The sequence below is a fragment of the Streptomyces sp. NPDC002386 genome (assembly GCF_053593175.1).
This window is the reverse complement of the sequence record NZ_JBSFBX010000010.1, coordinates 77,761-96,255: the sequence shown is the minus strand read 5'-3', so window position 1 is coordinate 96,255 and position 18,495 is coordinate 77,761. Positions and strand designations below refer to the sequence as shown.

Sequence of the window (18,495 nt, the reverse complement as noted above, 5' to 3'; positions counted from 1 at the left end):
GGAAGGCGGCGTAGATACTCGCACGCACGGCCCGAGGTAGCGCAAGCCCCCTGTTACCAATGAGTAGCCATGTCCCTTTTTCCCTGCCACGTCAGGCGGTTTCCGGTATCGGCAGCGGCCGTTTCTCGATCGCCGCCGCCATCACCTCCGGGAACAGGTCGGGCGTGCAGGCGAACGCAGGCGCGCCGAGCGCCGCGAGCGCCGCCGCGTGGTCCCGGTCGTACGCCGGCGCCCCTTCGTCCGACAGCGCGAGCAGGGTGACGAACTGGACCCCGGACGCCTTCATCGCGGCGACCCGTTTGAGCATCTCGTCGCGTATGCCGCCCTCGTACAGGTCGCTGATCAGCACCACCACCGTCTCGGCGGGCCGGGTGATCCGCTCCTGGCAGTAGGCGAGCGCCCGGTTGATGTCCGTGCCGCCGCCGAGCTGGGTGCCGAAGAGCACGTCGACCGGGTCGTCGAGCTGGTCGGTGAGGTCCACGACGGCCGTGTCGAACACGACGAGCCGGGTGTCGATGGACCGCATCGAGGCCAGCACCGCCCCGAAGACGGACGCGTAGACGACGGACGCCGCCATCGAGCCCGACTGGTCGATGCAGAGGACGACCTCCTTCTTCACGGACTGCGCGGCCCGCCCGTATCCGATGAGCCGTTCCGGCACGATCGTGCGGTACTCCGGCAGGTAGTGCTTGAGGTTGGCCGCGACGGTGCGGTTCCAGTCGATGTCGTGGTGGCGCGGCCGGGTGACGCGCGCGCTGCGGTCGAGGGCGCCGGTGAGGGTGGCCCGGGTCCGGGCGGCGAGCCGCTTCTCCAGATCCTCGACCACCTTGCGCACCACCGCCCGCGCCGTCTCCTTCGTCGTCTCCGGCATGGCCTTGTTGAGCGAGAGCAGTGTGCCGACGAGGTGCACGTCGGCCTCGACCGCCGCCAGCATCTCCGGCTCCAGCAGCAGGGACGCGAGCCCGAGCCGGTCGATGGCGTCGCGCTGCATGACCTGGACGACGGAGGAGGGGAAGTAGGTGCGGATGTCGCCGAGCCAGCGGGCCACGGAGGGCGCCGAGGCACCCAGGCCCGCCGAACGCTCCCGCCCGCCCTGCGGTCTGTCGCCCTTGCCGTACAGCGCGGCGAGCGTCCCGTCCATCGCCGCGTCCCGGCCGGACAGCGCGCAGCCCGTGCCGTCGGCCTGGTCGCCGCCGAGCACCAGCCGCCAGCGCCGCAGCCGCTCCCGCGCCGGGTCGGCGGTATCCGTCGGCAGGGGTTCGCCGGTCATGCGCCCACTCCTGTCAGGCAGTCGTCGTCGGTCGTCGTGGTCCCGGCCTTCGGGTCCGGGCCGAGGAGCAGCCGCAGCACCGGCAGCACGGCGTCGGCGCGCGCGGTGTCCGGCTCGGCGGCGAAGCCGGGGACGGCCGCCGCCCGGGCCGTCCGGGCGGTGTCCGCTCCGGGGCCGCGCCGCACCAGTTCCCCGAGGGTTCTGCGCACGCCGGGCTCGTACGCCGAGAACGTGCGCCGCAGCAGCGGGAGTACGTCGGTGAAGGCGTCCGCCGGGACCGCGGTCAGCCAGGTGTCGACCAGACCGAGCAGCCGTTCGTCGTGGACCAGCAGCATGCCGCCCCCGCCCCCGGCGAAGCCCTCGATCCAGGCCGCCGCGTCGGCGGGCGGGGTGCCCGGGGAGAGCACCAGGCCCATCAGCCGGGCGGCCTCCCCGGGTTCCAGCTCGCCGTCGTCCAGCAGCAGCCGCACGGCCCGCCCGCGGACGACGCCGGGCACGGTGTCCCGCGTGGCCAGGGTCCGCAGTACGGCCCGCCACCGGGCGCGCAGGTCCCCGTGCCCGGCGGCCGGGGTACCGGCCAGGGTCTCCGCGAGCAGGCCCACGGCCGTGTGCACGGCGTCCACATGGCCGCGCATCTCCTGCGCCGCGTCCGCGTCCAGGGCGGCGCAGGCCGGCGGCAGACCGACGAAGACCCGCTCGGCGAGGCCCGCCGCGACGTCGGACAGGGCTCCGGTGTCGGTACCGCGCACGTCGCCGTAGCGCAGCGAGCGGACCAGGGCCGGCAGGGCCTGGGCGAGGTGGCCGACGTCCGTGTCGAGGGCCGCCCGGTCGGCGAGCACCCGCATCACCACGGGCAGCGCGTCCGGCAGCCCGGCGAGCAGGCAGTGCTCGGCGAGGGCGGTGACGTCGGCGAGGGCCCGCGCGGCGAGCGCGTCGGCCTCGGCCTTCGCCGTGGCCGCGCCGAGCACGGTCGTCCCCCACACCCCCGCCTCGGCGACCCGCACCGACAGCTCCGGCTCCCAGCGCAGCCGCCAGGTCTCCCGGAAGGTCCCGGTGCTCCCCCGGGACTCGGCCGGCTCGCCCCAGCCGACGCCGAGCAGCCGCAGCCGGTGCAGGAGCCTGCCGCGGCCGGCGTCGGTGTCCCTGCGCAGGTCGAGCTCCAGCTCCCGCTCCGGTGCCTCCGGCTTCAGCCGCAGTCTGCGCTGCTCCCGGGCCAGGTCGCGCTGCAGGGGCACCGCGGGCGCCGTCTCCGGCACCTCGCCCAGCAGGTCGCCGACCACCAGCCGGTCGTGCACCAGCGCCAACGGTACGTCGGACCCGTCGCACATCACCGCGCGCACCGCGTCGGTGGTCTCGCTCAGGCCGGGCAGCGGGCGGCCGCGCATCGCCGCGAGGGTGCCGGCGAGCCGGACCGCCTCGATGACGTGCGCGGACGACACCATCCGGTCCTCCGCGCGCAGCAGCCCCGCCACCTTGGTCAGCCAGCGCTCGACCGGTCGGTCCGGCGCCCGGAACAGATGGCCGTACCAGCCGGGCGAGTCGATCCCGGCGCCGTAGCCGCTCGACCGGGCCAGCCGGCGGTGCGTCCACGGCACCCAGGTCAGGTCGGCCCTGATCCTGGGCAGCCCCTTGAGCAGTGCCCGGTCGGCGGTGACGGTGGTCCGCTCGCGCAGCGCGGGCACGTGCCACGCGCCGCACACGACGGCCACCTCGGCGCCGAACTCCTTGCGCGCGGCCCGCACCTGAAGCCGCATATGGGCCTCCCGCACCAGGTCGCGGGGTCTGCCCCCGGCGCCGTACCGCTCCCGCAGCGCGGCCATGGCCTCCTCCAGGGCGGCGAACGGCGCGAAGGGGTCGCTGGGCCCGGCGCCCCGGTGCTCGACGACGTCCTCCCACCAGCGCTCGGGATCGTCGTGACCGGCGGCCCCGGCGAGCGCCGCGAGCGGGTCGACGCGCGGGTCGGTCCCCGGACCCTCCCCGTCGCCGGCACCGGCCGGGGTCTGCGCCTCGGTGTCCCAGGCCAGCGTGTGCGCGGCCGGCAGGTCGATGAAGCGGGCCGGGACGTCGTGCTCCAGGGCCCAGCGGATCGCCACCCACTCGGGGCTGAACTCCGCCATGGGCCAGAAAGAGGAGCGTCCGGGCTCGTCCACGGCGTGGGCGAGCAGGGCGACCGGGGGCCGTAGGCCCGGGTCGGCGGCCAGCGGGATCAGCGGGTCGGCCTCGGGCGGCCCCTCGACGAGCACCGCGCCGGGCCGGGCGGCGTCCAGGGCGGTCCGTACCGCGCGCGCCGAGCCGGGCCCGTGGTGCCGCACGCCCAGCAGCAGCGGCCCGGGGGCGAGGGCGCCGCCCCGGGCGGCGGTGTCGCTCACGCGCTCACCTCCCGGCAGGCCCGGTAGAAGTCCTTCCAGCCGTCCCGCTCGCGCACGACCGTCTCCAGGTACTCCTGCCAGACCACCCGGTCGGCCGCCGGGTCGCGGACCACGGCGCCGAGGATGCCGGCGGCGATGTCGCCGGCGCGCAGCACGCCGTCACCGAAGTGGGCCGCCAGGGCCAGGCCGTTGGTCACGACGGAGATCGCCTCGGCCGTGGAGAGCGTGCCGCTGGGCGACTTCAGCTTGGTGCGGCCGTCGGCGGTCAACCCGTCGCGCAGCTCACGGAAGACGGTCACCACCCGGCGGATCTCGTCGATGCCGTCGGGCGCGGCGGGCAGGTCGAGGGAGCGGCCGATCTGCGCCACGCGCCGGGTGACGATGTCGACCTCGGCGTCGGCGCTCTCCGGCAGCGGCAGCACCACGGTGTTGAAGCGGCGGCGCAGGGCGCTGGAGAGGTCGTTGACGCCGCGGTCGCGGTCGTTGGCGGTGGCGATGAGGTTGAACCCCCGGACCGCCTGCACCTCCTGGCCCAGCTCCGGGATCGGCAGCGTCTTCTCGGACAGGATCGTGATCAGGGTGTCCTGGACGTCGGCCGGGATACGGGTCAGCTCCTCCACCCGGGCCGTCATGCCCTCGGCCATGGCCCGCATGACGGGGCTGGGCACGAGGGCGTCCCGGCTGGGGCCGTGGGCGAGGAGCCGCGCGTAGTTCCAGCCGTAGCGGATCGCCTCCTCCGGCGTGCCCGCCGTGCCCTGCACCAGGAGGGTCGAGTCGCCGCTCACGGCGGCCGCCAGATGCTCCGACACCCAGGTCTTGGCCGTCCCGGGCACGCCGAGCAGGAGCAGGGCGCGGTCGGTGGCGAGGGTGGTGACGGCGACCTCGACGATTCGGCGCGGGCCCACGTACTTGGGCGTGATCACGGTGCCGTCCGGCAGGGTGCCGCCGAGCAGGTAGGTCGCCACCGCCCACGGCGACAGTCTCCAGCGGGCCGGGCGCGGGCGGTCGTCCTGGGCTGCGAGCGCGGCGAGTTCGGCGGCGAAGGCGTGCTCGGCGTGCGGTCGCAACGCCTGCGCGCCCTGGTCTCCGCTCGTGTCTACGGACATCGGTTCCACGGACACAGACATGGCTGAGGCCCCCTCCAGCTCGGCCGGTTCGGATCTGGCACCCACCGTGCACCACACCACTGACAATCGCTCTGACCTGCACGAACGTGCTCGCGAGGCCGATTGTCAGTGGGGGGACCTACCGTCGTTTCCATGACTGAGCAGGGGGTGCGCTGGACCGCGGACCAGGTGCTGGCACTGGCGCCTGACGCCGCGTCACGCAAGGCGGGAAGCAGACTGGGCACGGCCGGGCCGTGGTCCGGCGCGGGGAGCGGAGAGGGGACGGTGTGGGGGCTGTGCAAGGGCAGCGGCAGCAGGCCGTACCAGACGGTGGTGGACCTCGCGGACGCCACCGGCCCCGGCTACAGGTGCAGTTGTCCGAGCCGTAAGTTCCCCTGCAAGCACGCCCTCGGCCTGCTCCTGCTCTGGGCGGAGGGGGACGGCTCGGTACCGGTGGCCGCAGAGCCGCCGGACTGGGCGGGGCAGTGGCTGGCGGGCCGGCGCGAGCGCGCCGAGGGCAGGCGCGACGGGGCCGACGGCGGTGCCGCGTCCGGCTCCCCCGATCCCGAGGCGGCGCGGCGGCGGGCGGAGCGCCGCGCCGAGCGGGTCACGGCGGGCGCGACGGAGCTGGAGCAGCGCCTGGCGGACCTGCTGCGCGGCGGTCTGGCCGCCGCCGAGCAGGCGGGGTACGGGCTGTGGGAGGAGACGGCGGCCCGCATGGTCGACGCGCAGGCGCCGGGACTCGCGGCGCGTGTGCGGGAACTGGGGGCGGTACCGGCCTCCGGTCCGGGCTGGCCGGCCCGGCTGCTGGAGGAGAGCGCCCTGCTGCACCTCCTCGTCCAGGGCTGGCTGCGCCGCGACCGGCTGCCGGACGCCCTCGCGGCCACGGTCCGCTCCCGGCTCGGCCTGCCCGCGACGCCCGACGGACCGCCGCTGCGCGACCGCTGGCTGGTCCTGGCGCAGTACGACACGTCCGACGCGAAACTGACGACGCGCCGCATATGGCTGCACGGCGCGGATTCCGGCCTGACCCGGCTGCTCCTCTCCTACGGCGCGGCCGGCCGGGCCCCGGAGCTGTCGCTGCCGGTCGGTCTCGCGCTGGACGCGGACCTGTCCGTGTTCCCCGGTGCCGGCCAGGTCCGGGCGGCGCTGGGCGAGCAGCACGCCCCGCCCGCGCCCGCCGCGCTGCGCCCGCCCGGTGGGACCACCACCGAGGCCGCGGCGCACTACGGCGAGGCGCTGCGCGGGGACCCCTGGCTGGAGTCGGTCCCGGTCACGCTGGACCGGGTCGTACCCGCCCAGGACGCGGAGGCGGGCGGCGCCTGGCAACTGGCCGACGCGGAGGCCGACTCGGCGCTGCCGCTCACCGAGGCGTTCCGTTCGCGGCCGGGCCTGTGGCGCCTGGTCGCCCTGTCCGGCGGCGCCCCGGTGCGGGTCTTCGGCGAGTGCGGCCACCGCGGCTTCACCCCGCTGACGGCGTGGCCCGAGGGCCCGGGAGATCCGGTGACGCTGTGCTGACCGGACCCGGCCGGCGAGGGAGGAACGGGGCAGCGCGCCCGGCGACGGAAGGAGAAGGGGACGTCATGGACGGAACACCGGCAACGCGCAACGGCGAGGCCTCCTGGGAGGAACTGGTCACCACCGCCCTGCTCGGCACCGGCCGGCGCCCTCCGGCGGCCGCCGTCGGCCGGGAGGCCCCCGTGGCGCTGCTGGACGACGCCGCCGTGGCGACCGTGCGGCGGCGGGCGGGCCTGCGGCCCGGGCGGGCCGCGCGGCGGCCGGAGCCCGCCCCCGGGGACCCGCGTCCGACGCTGCCCGCGGCCGCGGCCCGCAGACTCGCCACGTTGCTGGCCGACCGCTCCGGCGGCACGGGCGGCGGCCGGCGGGGCAGCTCGCCGGACCTCATGGAGCTGCTCCCGCAGTGGCTGGCGGCGGCGGACGCCCATGGCTACGCCGCGCCCGCCCAGGCGCTGCCCGCACTGCTGGACGCCGCCCGGGGCCGTACCGATCTGCGGCCGGCTGCGCTGGCGTTCGCCGGGCCGCGGGCGCTGTGGCTGGCCCGGCTCAACCCCGACTGGCGGTTCGCCCTGCGCGCGGCGCCCGGCGGCGGCGCGGCACTGCCCGACGCCGGGGACGACGAGGCGGTGCGACGGCTGTGGCAGGAGGGGCTGTTCGCCGAGCGGGTCGCGCTGCTGGGCGCGCTGCGGGCCGGCGCGCCCGCCGTCGCACGGGAACTGCTGGAGGGGACCTGGCCGACGGAGCGGGCGGAGGACCGTCTGATGTTCCTGGACTCGCTGCGCGCGGGTCTGTCGGCCGATGACGAGCCGTTCCTGGAGCAGGCGTTGGGCGACCGCAGCCGCAACGTCCGGGCGACGGCGGCGGAACTGCTCTCGTCGCTGCCCGGTTCGGCGCTCGCCGGGCGCATGGCGGGGCGGGCCGCGGCCTGCGTGGCCGTGGACCGGACTGCGGCCTCGCCCACGCTCGTCGTGGAGGCGCCGCACGAGTGCGACCCGGGCATGGAACGGGACGGTGTGGCGGCCAAGCCGCTTACCGGCAGAGGGGAACGGTCCTGGTGGCTGGCCCAGTTGGTGGAGGCGGCACCGCTGCGGACCTGGCCGGGTCGGCTCGGTGGGCGCACCCCGGAGCAGATCGTGGCGCTGCCGGTGGCCGACGGCTGGCAGGGCGAGCTGCATGCCGCGTGGTGCCGGGCGGCGGTGCGGCAGCGGGACGCCGAGTGGTCGAAGGTGCTGCTCGGCTCGCCGTCGGCGCCCGAGGCCGGCGGGCCCGGGGCGGTGTCCCTGGCGGAGCGGGCGAAGCTGCTGGCGGCGCTCGACGCCGGCGAACGGGCCGACTGGGTCGCGGGTTTCATCGCGACACACGGTCTGTCGGAGGCCTTCCAGCTGCTCGGGGTGTGCGCGGTCCCCTGGGCCGCCCCGCTCGGCCGGGCCGTGGTGGACGCCCTCGACATCGCGCGGGACGCGGGCAGTTACCCCTGGAGCTTCAGCGGGGTGATGGGACTGGCCGAACGGTGCCTGGATCCGGCGGAGGCCGCCCGCCTGGACGGCCTGCTGGCGATACCCGACGAGCGGGAGGACGCCTCACCGGGCGCCGGGGGGTACTGGGCGGAGGCGTTCCAGCGGCTCGTCACCACCCTGCGGCTGCGGGCGGCGATGGCCGCGGAGCTGGCCCCGGACACGGCTCCCGGCCCGTCCGGAGCCTGAGAAAGGGAGCCGTTTACGTGCGAAAGGCTCCGGGGCGAAGGCCTTGGAGCCGTACGGCACCCGCGTCCGCGGAGGTCCGGGTTCAGGAAGCGGCCGGCTGGCGCACGTTCTCCCGTACCCACTCCACGATCTCCACGGTCGTCGCTCCCGGTGTGAAGATGCCCGCGACGCCCTTCTCCTTCAGCGGCGCGATGTCCTCCTCCGGGATGATCCCGCCGCCGAAGACGATGATGTCCTCGGCGTCGCGCTCCTTGAGGAGATCGATGACGGCGGCGAAGAGGGTGTTGTGGGCACCCGAGAGGATCGACAGGCCGATCGCGTCGGCGTCCTCCTGGATCGCCGTGTCGACGATCTGCTCCGGCGTCTGGTGGAGCCCGGTGTAGATGACCTCCATGCCGGCGTCGCGCAGCGCACGCGCGATGACCTTGGCCCCGCGATCGTGGCCGTCGAGCCCCGGCTTGGCCACAACCACGCGGATCGGACCGGCTGCCACACCCATCACTGCCTCCATCAGACGACCCCGGAAGCGATCGCTTCCGTCCGTAAACGACAAGTACCGCACTTTTGGCGCGTCCCGCCACCCGTCGCGAAGTGAACGAACGTTATCTCCAGCATCCCGCAACCGGCAGTTTTACGGCGCGCGGGGAGGGGGAAATCACATGATGGGACATGAGGGCACGCGGGGGACCGAGCCGCCCCCCACGTGCCGACTGGAGGTCGGCCAATGAAGGTCACCGGGGTACTGCCGCTCGTCCTCCCGCTCTACCGGCGCCTGTGGCCCGGCAGACTGGTCGATCTCTCGATGACCCTGCTCAAGGCGACCGCACTGGAAGCGGCGATCCTGGCCGGGCACCTGCTGCTGTACCCGACCGGCCTCACCCAGGAGCGCCGCGGCCCCGCGTCCTCCGCCCAGGACCAGGACGGCACCACCCGGCTGCCGGACAGGCCCGGGCCGCCGGTCGTGCTGCTGCACGGCTTCATCGACAACCGCTCGGTCTTCGTCCTGCTGCGCCGCAGCCTCGCGCGCAGCGGAAGGCAGCGCGTGGAGTCACTCAACTACTCTCCGTTGACCTGCGACATACGCATCGCCGCCGAACTGCTGGGCCGGCACGTCGAGGAGATCTGCGAGCGCACCGGCAGTACCCAGGTGGACATCGTGGGTCACAGCCTCGGCGGCCTCATCGCGCGCTACTACACACAGTGTCTGGGCGGCGACCTCAGGGTGCGCACGCTCGTCACCCTCGGCACCCCGCACTCCGGCACCCGGGCGGTGCCCCTGGCGAGCGCGCACCCGATCGTGCGGCAGATGCGGCCCGGCTCCGAGGTGATCGAGGAGCTGACGAGGCCGGCACCCGGCTGCCGTACGCGGTTCGTCAGCTTCTGGAGCGACCTGGACTCCGTGATGGACCCGCTGGAATCGGCCTGTATCGACCATCCCGACCTGGAGGTGCGCAACGTCCGGGTGACGGGTATCGGGCACCTCGCCCTGCCGGTGCATCCCGCCGTGGCGTCCGGGATACGCGAGGCCCTCGAGGACACGCCCGCGGTGACCCCGCTCGCCGACGGCGTGACGGTGGCGTGAAACGGACGGCCTTCCGAGGGGTGGGCCGGGGCCGCACACGGGCGTGACACAGTCGGTCCGCAGATGACACAGCGTCATCCGAGATCGAACATTTCTCGAACACAAAGCCAAGCTCGCGTTCACGGTCCCCCGAATCACGGGCGAATGCCCGTTTCCGGCCCACACGAAACCGGCCGACGATTGTCGTGCCCGTGTACCGCCGGGTACAGTCGCCGCACTGCTCTGGCAGCCACCGTTGTCGAGGCGAAAGAGAAGTTGGTGAACGACCGTCACCCGTCGGGGATCATGACCACCCCGGCCCCGGCTTCCGACGCCTCCACCGGGCACCACGCGTACGGAACGCAGGAAGCCCAGTACGACGACCTCACCACGTACGGCGGATACGACGCCACCGGTTTCACGGCCGGCACCGGCGGTACCGGCGCCTTCGCCGCCGACCCGCTCTTCGGCAGCCTCCCGGGCGACGAGCAGCACACGGGCGCCTACGACAGCACGCAGTGGCAGACCGGTACGGGCCAGTTCACGCAGTACGACCCGTACACGGCCCAGCACCACACGGCCTACGACACGGGCGCGTACGACACGACCGCCTGGACGGTTCCGGCGCAGGCCACGGGCAACGACGTCAGCGGCCAGTGGGACGCGAACGCCTGGCTGCGGCACGACCAGTCCGCCGGCGCCGACCCCACCCAGCAGTGGCAGTGGGGCACCCAGACCTATGACACCGGCGTGTACGACGCCACGCAGTGGAACTCCGACGGCACGCCCGTCCAGCACGACCAGCTCGCGGCGCAGCACGACCAGCTCGCCGAGCCGTTCGACCAGGTCGCCGAGGGTGTCGAGTACACCGAGGCCGGCGAGTACGCGGACACCGGCGAGTACCCAGGTGCCCCGGACTTCGCCGACTACGCCGAGACCGGTGAATTCGGTGAGCACGCCGAGGCCGGTGAGTTCACGGAAGCGGTCGCCGGGGACGTCGAGCCGGGCGACACGGGCGAACTGCCCGCCGTACCGGCACTGCTCGACGACCAGGAGGAGTCCGCTCCGGTCCCGGCTCCCCGCGCGGGCTCCCGCAGCGCGTCGCGTTCACGCCGCCGTACGCCCCCGAAGCGCTCCGCGCTGCTGACCATCGCCGTGCCCTCGGCCTGTGTGATGGGGGTCGCCGGCATCGCCGCCGCCTCCGTCGGCGGCCTGACCGACGACGGCAAGGAGACCTCGGCCGCCGCCTCGGACGCGCAGACGGTGAAGCCGTCCATCGCCAACAGCAAGCTGGACACACAGCTCAAGACGCTCTCCGCCGGAGCCGACGACTTCGCCGACCGGGCCAGCCGTACGCAGGAACGCATCGACCTCAGGAACCAGCAGGAACTGCAGAAGAAGAAGGCCGCCGCCGAGGCCGCGCTCAAGGAGCGGCTGCGGCCCAAGTTCGCGATCCCGGTGACCCAGAAGGGGCTCAGCGCCTACTTCGGCCAGGCCGGCGTGAACTGGATGTCCGTGCACACGGGCATCGACTTCCCGGTCTCGTACGGCACCACGGTGATGGCCGCGACCGACGGCGTCGTCTCCACCAAGTGGAACAGCGCCTACGGCAACATGATGATCATCACGGCGAAGGACGGCACGGAGACCTGGTACTGCCACCTCTCCAGCTACCGCGTCGCCTCCGGTACGGCCGTCAAGGCCGGCCAGCCGGTCGCCTACTCCGGCAACTCCGGCAACTCCACCGGCCCGCACCTGCACTTCGAGGTCCGGCCGGCCGGCGGGGCGGCCATAGACCCGCTGCCGTGGCTGCGCAGCCACGGGCTGGACCCCAGCTGAACCCCACGGAAACCCACGAATGACGCGAGCCCCGCCGGATCCGGCGGGGCTCCTGTCGTCCGGGGCTGCCCGGCGGTCGTCTAGAGCTTCTCGACGGGCGCGTACCGCAGCAGCAGCCGCTTCGGCTTGGCGTCCCCGAAGTCGATGGTCGCCTCGGCGTTGTCACCGGTGCCCTTGACCCCGACGACCGTGCCGAGACCGAACTGGTCGTGCGTGACCCGGTCCCCGACGGTCAGGGCGACCACCGGTTTCCCGGTCGAGCGCCGGGTGGCGAACCCGGACGCGCCCGATGCCGCGGAGCGGGAACGGGAGGAGGACAGGGACGCGGCGACCCCGGCGGCCGGTCCGGAGGACACCGGCGCGGTCCTTCCGGTCCGCTTCCACTCCATGTGGGCGGCCGGGATCTCCTCCAGGAAGCGGGAGGGCGGGTTGTACGACGGCTGGCCCCAGGCGCTGCGCATCGCGGACCGGGTGAGGTACAGCCGCTCCCGCGCGCGGGTGATGCCCACGTACGCCAGCCGCCGTTCCTCCTCCAGTTCCTTGTTCTGGCCGAGGGCGCGCATGTGCGGGAAGACACCGTCCTCCATGCCGGTCAGGAAGACCACCGGGAACTCGAGGCCCTTGGCGGTGTGCAGGGTCATCAGGGTGATGACGCCGTCGCCGTCCTCCTCGTCCGGGATCTGGTCGGAGTCGGCGACCAGCGCGACCTGCTCCAGGAAGTCGGCGAGCGTGCCCGCCTCCCCTTCCGCGCGCTCCTGCTCGAACTCCAGGGCCACCGCCGCGAGTTCCTGGAGGTTCTCGATGCGGGTCTCGTCCTGCGGGTCGGTGGAGTTCTGCAACTCGGCCAGGTAGCCGGTGCGTTCGAGTATGGCCTCCAGCACGGTCGCCGGTCCGGCGCCGGACTCCACGATGGTCCGCAGGTCCTCCATCAGCGTGTTGAACCGCTTGACCGCGTTGGTGGAGCGCGCGGCCATGCCGTAGGCCTCGTCCACCCGCTTGAGCGCCTGCGGGAAGCTGATCTTCTCGCGCTGGGAGAGGGCGTCGATCATCGCCTCGGCCCGGTCGCCGATACCGCGCTTGGGCACGTTGAGGATGCGGCGCAGCGGCACCGAGTCCTCGGGGTTGGCGAGGACACGCAGGTAGGCCAGGACGTCCCGGACCTCCTTGCGCTCGTAGAAGCGGACGCCGCCGACGACCTTGTACGGCAGGCCGACGCGGATGAAGATCTCCTCGAAGACACGGGACTGGGCGTTGGTGCGGTAGAAGACGGCGACGTCCCCGGCCTTCGCCTCGCCCGCGTCGGTGAGGCGGTCTATCTCCTCGGCGACGAACTGTGCCTCGTCGTGCTCGGTGTCGGCGACGTAGCCGGTGATCCGCGCACCCTGGCCGGCGTTGGTCCACAGGTTCTTCGGGCGGCGGGACTCGTTGCGCTCGATGACCGCGTTGGCGGCGGACAGGATGGTCTGCGTGGAGCGGTAGTTCTGCTCCAGCAGGATCGTCGTCGCGTTCGGGTAGTCCTCCTCGAACTGGAGGATGTTGCGGATCGTCGCACCCCGGAAGGCGTAGATCGACTGGTCCGCGTCACCGACCACGCAGAGTTCGGCGGGCGGCAGGTCGAACTCGCCGGGCGGTACGTCCTCGTCGTGCTGCCCGGTGCCCACCAGTTCCCGCACCAGGGCGTACTGGGCGTGGTTCGTGTCCTGGTACTCGTCGACCATGACGTGCCGGAAGCGGCGGCGGTAGTGCTCGGAGACGTCCGGGAAGGCGCGCAGCAGGTTGACCGTCGTCATGATCAGGTCGTCGAAGTCCAGCGCGTTGGCCTCGCGCAGCCGTGACTGGTAGAGCGCGTAGGCCTGGGCGAGGGTCTTCTCGAAGCCGTCGGTGGCCTGGGCGGCGAAGTCCTCCTCGTCGATCAGCTCGTTCTTCAGGTTGCTGATCTTGGCGCTGAAGGACTTCGGCGGGAAGCGTTTGGGGTCGAGGTCGAGGTCGCGGCAGACCAGGGCCATCAGGCGCTTGGAGTCGGCGGCGTCGTAGATCGAGAAGGACGACGTGAAGCCGAGCCTCTTGGACTCGCGCCGCAGGATGCGCACGCACGCGCTGTGGAAGGTCATCACCCACATCGCGCCGGCGCGCGGGCCGACGAGCTGCTCGACCCGCTCCTTCATCTCGCCCGCGGCCTTGTTGGTGAAGGTGATCGCGAGGATCTGGCCCGGGTGCACGTTCCGCGCGGCGAGCAGGTGGGCGATGCGGTGGGTGAGCACGCGCGTCTTGCCGGAGCCCGCGCCGGCCACGATGAGCAGCGGCGAGCCGGCGTGGACGACCGCGGCGCGCTGGTTGTCGTTCAGCCCCCGCAGCAGCGCGTCCGGGTCGATCACGGGACGCGGGGCGCCGTCACGGTAGTGGGTGTCCCGGTCCGGCGGCACGTCGAACTTCCCGCCGAACAGATCGTCCGGGAGGGGCTCCGGAGCGTGATCGTCCTCGGGCGGCGGCGGGGGCTCCTCCGCGTGCCCGCGAGGGGCCTGGAGGTCCGCCAGGAAGCTGTCGTCAAAGAGGCTGCTCATCGCTCTACGAGTCTAGGGGGCCGCACCGACAACCGGTCCCGGCAACTGAAAGTCGGCGCCCGTGAGGTCCGCGACAGAACACGGTGGCGGCGCGTCGGCCATCGCGCCACGGGCGGGGCCGAACCCCTCACCCAGCGGAAGCGCCTTGTCACGCCCGTATGAAACCGGCCCCGGGTCACGGAAATGTATCGGACATATGGCACAGCAACCTTCACAGGAGTCACACGAGTTGGCTAGGTTGCCGTCAGGCCGTACGACCTCTACCGGCGAACCTCGCCGGGCCGCGCGGCCTCCGCCGAGTCCGGTGCGCCCCGATGTGGCGGCCGGAGCCGGGGACCCACCGATCCCGGGGTGAATCGGCCGACTCCCGCCCGGGACGACGCCGTAGGGCAACCCTTCCGAACCACCCGCCCGAACCCGACAGCTAACCCGGTAGGCGGCACGCTGGAAGGAGTCGCCACCCTTGGCGTCGCACCGCAAGCCGGGTCCCCCGGGGACCCGCGGGACGGGCACCCGCACCCCCGTCCTGGCCACCGCCGCCCTCACCTCCGTCGCCGTCCTGTCCCAGACGGCCGGTACCGCTTCGGCCGCCGCCTCCTCCCCGGGCGACGGCAGGCCGAGCGTGGAGGAGATCGAGAAGAAGATCGACGAGCTGTACCGCAGGGCGGACCCGGAGGAGGAGCCCGGGGCCGTGCAGCGGGCTCGCGCCGAGGCCCCGCGCGCGGAGGCCGCCGCCCGGCGTCCGGGCCTGTTCACGAAGGCCCGCGAGGGGCTGGCCCCGTTCGCCGCCGCTCCCGAACCGGCCGGCTCGCTGCTCGCGGAGTACCCGGAGGACCACTTCGCCCAGAACCGGCTGATGAACCGGCTGGCCTCCCGGGTGAAGGGCGCGGCCGAGCGCGGGAAGGCCCCCAGGGCTCCCGAGGCGCCGGCCGTCGCGCAGTACGACGTGAAGTCCGCCAAGGCGGCCGTCCAGCACAAGCTCGCCACCGCGCGCGAGCTGCTGTCCCGGTTGACCGCACCTGCCGCGGAACCGGCTTCGGCCCCTCCATCGGTGCCGGCCCCGGTCCCCGCTCCGGCTTCGGCCCCCGCCCCGGCTCCGGTCCCCCTCCCGGCTTCCGTCCCCCTCCCGGCTCCGGTTTCGGTCCCCGCCCCGGCTCCCGATCCGCTTCGCGCTCCGGATCCGGCTCCCGCCTCGTCCGCGGCCCCGTCCCCGGTCCCGGCTCCGCCTTCCGTTCCGCCCCGGGTCCAGGCTCCGGAGCGGCAGTGGTCCGCGCCGATGCCGGTGAACGTGCCGCCCGTCGCCCCGGCGGCCCCCGTCACCAAGGCCGAGAAGGCGATCGCCTTCGCCCGCGCCCAGATCGGCAAGCCGTACGTCTCGGGTGCCAGCGGTCCCGGCTCCTACGACTGCTCCGGCCTCACCCAGGCTGCCTGGAGGGCCGCCGGCGTCACCCTGCCGCGTGCCGCGCGTGACCAGGCCGCCATGGGCACCGCGGTCCCGCTCACCGACGCGCGCCCCGGTGACCTGGTCTTCTTCCACGACGACAGCAGACACGTCGGCCTGTGCACGGGCGACGGCACGATGATCCACGCCCCGCGCCCCGGTGCGTACGTGCGCGAGGAGCCGGTCCACCTGGCGGGAGAGTCGGTCGTCCACCGGGTGGTGCGGCCGGCCTGACGGTGCTCTTTTCGGGCCCCACGCGCGCGTGCCCGGCGAGCGTGGGCGCCGCCGCTCCCTAGCAACGGGCGCATGCCCATGCCCGGCTTCTGTGGTCTGCGTACGTGGTGGGCGGGGCGTCCGCCGGCGGCGGGGGCCGCCGTCATGGCGAGCGGCATCGTGTCGGTGGGTCTGCATCTGACCGGTTCCGAGACGATGTCGCTGGTCTTCATGTCGCTGGCCTGCCTCGCCTGGGTGACGCTCGCCGCCGACTTCGCCGTGCGGCTGATGCGGCAGCGGCCCCGGTGGCTGGCCGAGGCGAAGGGTCCCGGCGCGCTCGCCGCCGTCGCCGCCACGGCGGTGCTCGGCACACGGATCTCACAGCTCGGCCGGCAGACCCTGGCCGAGGCCGCCCTGGCACTGGCGGTCCTGCTGTGGCCGGTGCTGTTGCTTCTCGTCGTACGGCACTGGGAGCGGCGCATGCCGGGGGCGGTGTTCCTGTGCTGTGTGGCCACCCAGGGGCTGGCGGTGCTGGCGGCCACCCTGGCCGCGGCGGAGACGACGGCGTGGCTCGCGCACGCCGCGCTGGTGCTGTTCTGGCTGGGCCTGGTCCTCTACTGCCTGACGCTGGCCCGCTTCGATCCGCGGCAGGTGCTGGAGGGTGCCGGGGACCACTGGATGGCGGGCGGAGCGCTCGCCATCTCGGCGCTGGCCGGGGCGAAGCTGCTGGCCGCCGACAGTGCGCGGCTGTACCTGTGGAACGACGACGACCGGGGCGTGCTGCGCAACGTGACGGTCGCGCTGCTGGCACTGGACCTGGCCTGCTGCGTGGTCCTGCTGGCCGCGGAGGTGGCCCGGCCGCGACTGCGCTTCGACGTGCGTCGGTGGTCGACGGTGTTCCCGCTGGGCATGACGGCGGCCGCAACCCTGTCGGTCGCGGCGGCCCTGGACATCGGCCGGCTGCGGACGCCCGGCCAGGCGCTGGTGTGGCTGGCGGTGGCGGCGTGGCTGGCGGTCGCGGCCGGCGCCGTGCTCGCCGCCCGCGCCGGCCTGGTCAGGGCGCGCTGAGCCTCACGTCCACAGCACGGCGATGAAGATGTTCGCCATGGTCAGCAGGCCGACGAGCCCGAAGACGCGCTTGTCCACCTTCTCCTCGTCGCGCTGGACGTAGACCAGCCCGAGGATCACGATCAGCAGGGCCAGTTTCACACCGATCTTGAAGGTGTTGACGTGGTGGCCGTCGGCCTCGTTGAGCCCGACCAGGGCCACGCCGGTGACCAGCATGGTGAACGCGCCGTGCAGCATCCCGGGGACGAACCGGGCCGTGCCCCGGCCCATCGCCTTCATCTGGGTGAGGAAACCGCCGAGCAGCGCGGCGATGCCGATGATGTGCAGGCCGACGAGGAGATGGATGAGTACGTCCATGCCCCGGAGCCTATGAGGGGGCTCCGGGCGGCCGGTCACCGGGCCCGTCCACCCGGCCGCGGCCCGTGCGGAAGATCTTGCATATATGCGCCGCATAGCACCACACGGTCCCCGTGGGTCCCTCAATACGCGCTTCGGTCACTACGCAGCGTGAAGGCGACAGCATGGGCCCGGCGATGCGATCACGGTCGTATACGACTCGGTCCGCCTCGGCCACTTCCGTACAGTGCGTTACCAACCTGTCACAATCCGGCCTAGCGTCCTCCCCCAGGTGACCGGCTTTCCACCGCCGCCCGGGCCAGGGGCGGCCGCCGGCCACCTCCGCCGAGAAAGGTCCGGCGGCGGCCCGTTCCCCTGTGCGGGCGGCCGCCGGACTGCCCTACCGCTCGGCCGCGGAGATCCATGGAAGGACGTGACGGTCCAGGTGGCAGCGCACCGCAAGCCCCGGCAGCGCCCGCTCGTCGGCAGCACGGCCCGCACGGCCGTGACCCTCGCCCTGGCGGGGGCGGCCACCGCGACGGCCTTCGAGGGCACGGGCAGCGCCGAGCCGCAGCCGACGCCGGCCCAGGTGAAGGCCAAGGTCGACAAGCTGTACCAGGAGGCCGAGACCGCCACCGAGAAGTACAACGGGTCGAAGGAGAAGGCGGACGCGGCCCAGCGGCGGCTGAACTCGCTGCGGGACGAGGCCGCCCGCAGGCAGCAGAAGCTCAACACCGCTCGGGACGCGCTCGGTTCACTGGCCGCGGCGCAGTACCGCGACGGCGCGATCGACCCCTCCTGGCAGCTCGCGCTGTCCAGCGACCCGGACCGGTACCTGGACGGGGCCGCGTTCGCGGAGCGGGCGGGCGACCGGCAGGCCGGGACGGTGGCGCGGGTGCGTGAACAGCTCCGCGAGATCGAGCAGTTGCGCGGCGCCTCCCGCGTCGAGCTGAAGTCGCTGCGTTCGCGGCAGGCGGAGGTTCGACGGCACAAGCAGAAGGTCACCGCGAAACTCGGTGAGGCGCGCAGGCTGCTGGCACGGCTCACTCCCGCGGACCGCTCAGGGATCGCCGGCGACGGCACCGCCGCCGGGCACGCCTCGCGTTCCGCCTCGGACACCCGGGCGGCTCTGGAGCAGGCGGGGTCCGTCGCCGCCTCCGGCTCCAGGGCGGCCGCGGCCGTCGCCTACGCCTACCAGAAGCTCGGCAGCCCCTACGTGTGGGGCGCGACCGGGCCCAGCGCCTTCGACTGCTCGGGGCTGGTGCAGGCCGCCTACCGCTCCGCGGGCGTCTCCCTGCCCCGCACCACCTACGCCCAGATCAACGCGGGCCGGCGGGTGACCCGCTCCCAGCTCCAGCCCGGCGACCTGGTCTTCTTCTACTCCGGCATCAGCCATGTCGGCATCTACATCGGCAACGGCCGGATGATCCACGCCCCGAACCCGTCGGCCCCGGTCCGGGTGGCCCCCGTCGACGAGATGCCGTTCGCGGGGGCGACCCGGGTGGCGTGA

General features: G+C 73.7%; 13 protein-coding genes and 1 riboswitch. Of the genes, 7 read left to right on the top strand and 6 right to left on the bottom strand.

Annotated features, from left to right (window positions below):
• Positions 1-91 precede the first annotated feature (91 nt).
• Genes ACWCPN_RS21030 through ACWCPN_RS21020 form a run of 3 tightly spaced genes read right to left on the bottom strand, consistent with a single transcriptional unit; the run spans position 92 to position 4,766 of the window.
• On the bottom strand, positions 92-1,270 hold the full coding sequence (locus tag ACWCPN_RS21030; RefSeq protein WP_199211661.1) for a VWA domain-containing protein: 1,179 nt from the start codon (positions 1,268-1,270) through the stop codon (positions 92-94).
• Positions 1,267-3,639: a DUF5682 family protein gene (locus tag ACWCPN_RS21025; protein ID WP_451208214.1), complete on the bottom strand. Its 2,373-nt coding sequence runs from the start codon at positions 3,637-3,639 to the stop codon at positions 1,267-1,269. The genes ACWCPN_RS21030 and ACWCPN_RS21025 overlap by 4 nt, the downstream gene beginning before the upstream one ends.
• Entirely contained in the window at positions 3,636-4,766 is a 1,131-nt protein-coding gene (locus ACWCPN_RS21020; protein WP_451208211.1) for an ATP-binding protein, read from the bottom strand. Before ACWCPN_RS21020 ends, ACWCPN_RS21025 begins: the two co-directional genes overlap by 4 nt.
• Positions 4,767-4,898: 132 nt before the next feature.
• Between ACWCPN_RS21020 and ACWCPN_RS21015 the strand changes: the two genes are divergently transcribed.
• Positions 4,899-6,263, top strand: a complete 1,365-nt coding sequence (locus ACWCPN_RS21015; RefSeq protein ID WP_451208209.1) for an SWIM zinc finger family protein — start codon at positions 4,899-4,901, stop codon at positions 6,261-6,263.
• Positions 6,264-6,328: 65 nt separating this feature from the next.
• Positions 6,329-7,966, top strand: a complete 1,638-nt coding sequence (locus ACWCPN_RS21010) for a DUF5691 domain-containing protein (RefSeq protein ID WP_451208206.1) — start codon at positions 6,329-6,331, stop codon at positions 7,964-7,966.
• 82 nt (positions 7,967-8,048) lie between these two features.
• On the opposite strand, the gene ACWCPN_RS21005 is transcribed toward ACWCPN_RS21010, so the two are convergent.
• On the bottom strand, positions 8,049-8,465 hold the full coding sequence (locus tag ACWCPN_RS21005; protein ID WP_199211658.1) for a cobalamin B12-binding domain-containing protein: 417 nt from the start codon (positions 8,463-8,465) through the stop codon (positions 8,049-8,051).
• A 225-nt stretch (positions 8,466-8,690) separates the two neighbouring features.
• Here ACWCPN_RS21005 and ACWCPN_RS21000 point away from each other — a divergent pair, with 225 nt between their 5' ends.
• Complete coding sequence (locus tag ACWCPN_RS21000) at positions 8,691-9,548, top strand: alpha/beta fold hydrolase (protein ID WP_451208203.1); 858 nt, start codon at positions 8,691-8,693, stop codon at positions 9,546-9,548.
• A gap of 258 nt (positions 9,549-9,806) precedes the next feature.
• The gene (locus ACWCPN_RS20995) at positions 9,807-11,366 is read left to right on the top strand and encodes a M23 family metallopeptidase (protein ID WP_451208200.1); all 1,560 of its coding nucleotides are present in this window, start codon (positions 9,807-9,809) and stop codon (positions 11,364-11,366) included.
• An 80-nt stretch (positions 11,367-11,446) separates the two neighbouring features.
• On the opposite strand, the gene pcrA is transcribed toward ACWCPN_RS20995, so the two are convergent.
• Positions 11,447-13,927 carry a DNA helicase PcrA gene (gene pcrA / locus ACWCPN_RS20990; RefSeq protein ID WP_451208197.1) on the bottom strand — a complete coding sequence of 827 codons (2,481 nt, stop codon included), beginning with the start codon at positions 13,925-13,927 and terminating at the stop codon, positions 11,447-11,449.
• Between the two features lie 283 nt (positions 13,928-14,210).
• Positions 14,211-14,382: riboswitch (cyclic di-AMP (ydaO/yuaA leader) on the top strand.
• An 8-nt stretch (positions 14,383-14,390) separates the two neighbouring features.
• On the opposite strand from pcrA, the gene ACWCPN_RS20985 reads away from it, so the two are divergent.
• The gene (locus ACWCPN_RS20985) at positions 14,391-15,602 is read left to right on the top strand and encodes a C40 family peptidase (RefSeq protein ID WP_451208195.1); all 1,212 of its coding nucleotides are present in this window, start codon (positions 14,391-14,393) and stop codon (positions 15,600-15,602) included.
• Between the two features lie 78 nt (positions 15,603-15,680).
• The gene (locus tag ACWCPN_RS20980) at positions 15,681-16,649 is read left to right on the top strand and encodes an SLAC1 family transporter (RefSeq protein ID WP_451208678.1); all 969 of its coding nucleotides are present in this window, start codon (positions 15,681-15,683) and stop codon (positions 16,647-16,649) included.
• A gap of 3 nt (positions 16,650-16,652) precedes the next feature.
• On the opposite strand, the gene ACWCPN_RS20975 is transcribed toward ACWCPN_RS20980, so the two are convergent.
• Complete coding sequence (locus ACWCPN_RS20975) at positions 16,653-17,006, bottom strand: hypothetical protein (RefSeq protein ID WP_451208192.1); 354 nt, start codon at positions 17,004-17,006, stop codon at positions 16,653-16,655.
• A gap of 424 nt (positions 17,007-17,430) precedes the next feature.
• Between ACWCPN_RS20975 and ACWCPN_RS20970 the strand changes: the two genes are divergently transcribed.
• Entirely contained in the window at positions 17,431-18,495 is a 1,065-nt protein-coding gene (locus tag ACWCPN_RS20970; RefSeq protein ID WP_451208675.1) for an NlpC/P60 family protein, read from the top strand.

Excerpts from the sequence above, each read along its gene's own strand:
- ACWCPN_RS21010 (WP_451208206.1), top strand. The coding sequence starts at position 6,329 with ATGGACGGAACACCGGCAACGCGCAACGGCGAGGCCTCCTGGGAGGAA.
- ACWCPN_RS20975 (WP_451208192.1), bottom strand. The coding sequence starts at position 17,006 with ATGGACGTACTCATCCATCTCCTCGTCGGCCTGCACATCATCGGCATC.
- ACWCPN_RS20980 (WP_451208678.1), top strand. The coding sequence starts at position 15,681 with ATGCCCGGCTTCTGTGGTCTGCGTACGTGGTGGGCGGGGCGTCCGCCG.
- ACWCPN_RS21020 (WP_451208211.1), bottom strand. The coding sequence starts at position 4,766 with ATGTCTGTGTCCGTGGAACCGATGTCCGTAGACACGAGCGGAGACCAG.
- ACWCPN_RS21005 (WP_199211658.1), bottom strand. The coding sequence starts at position 8,465 with ATGGGTGTGGCAGCCGGTCCGATCCGCGTGGTTGTGGCCAAGCCGGGG.
- ACWCPN_RS21030 (WP_199211661.1), bottom strand. The coding sequence starts at position 1,270 with ATGACCGGCGAACCCCTGCCGACGGATACCGCCGACCCGGCGCGGGAG.
- ACWCPN_RS21015 (WP_451208209.1), top strand. The coding sequence starts at position 4,899 with ATGACTGAGCAGGGGGTGCGCTGGACCGCGGACCAGGTGCTGGCACTG.
- ACWCPN_RS21000 (WP_451208203.1), top strand. The coding sequence starts at position 8,691 with ATGAAGGTCACCGGGGTACTGCCGCTCGTCCTCCCGCTCTACCGGCGC.
- pcrA (WP_451208197.1), bottom strand. The coding sequence starts at position 13,927 with ATGAGCAGCCTCTTTGACGACAGCTTCCTGGCGGACCTCCAGGCCCCT.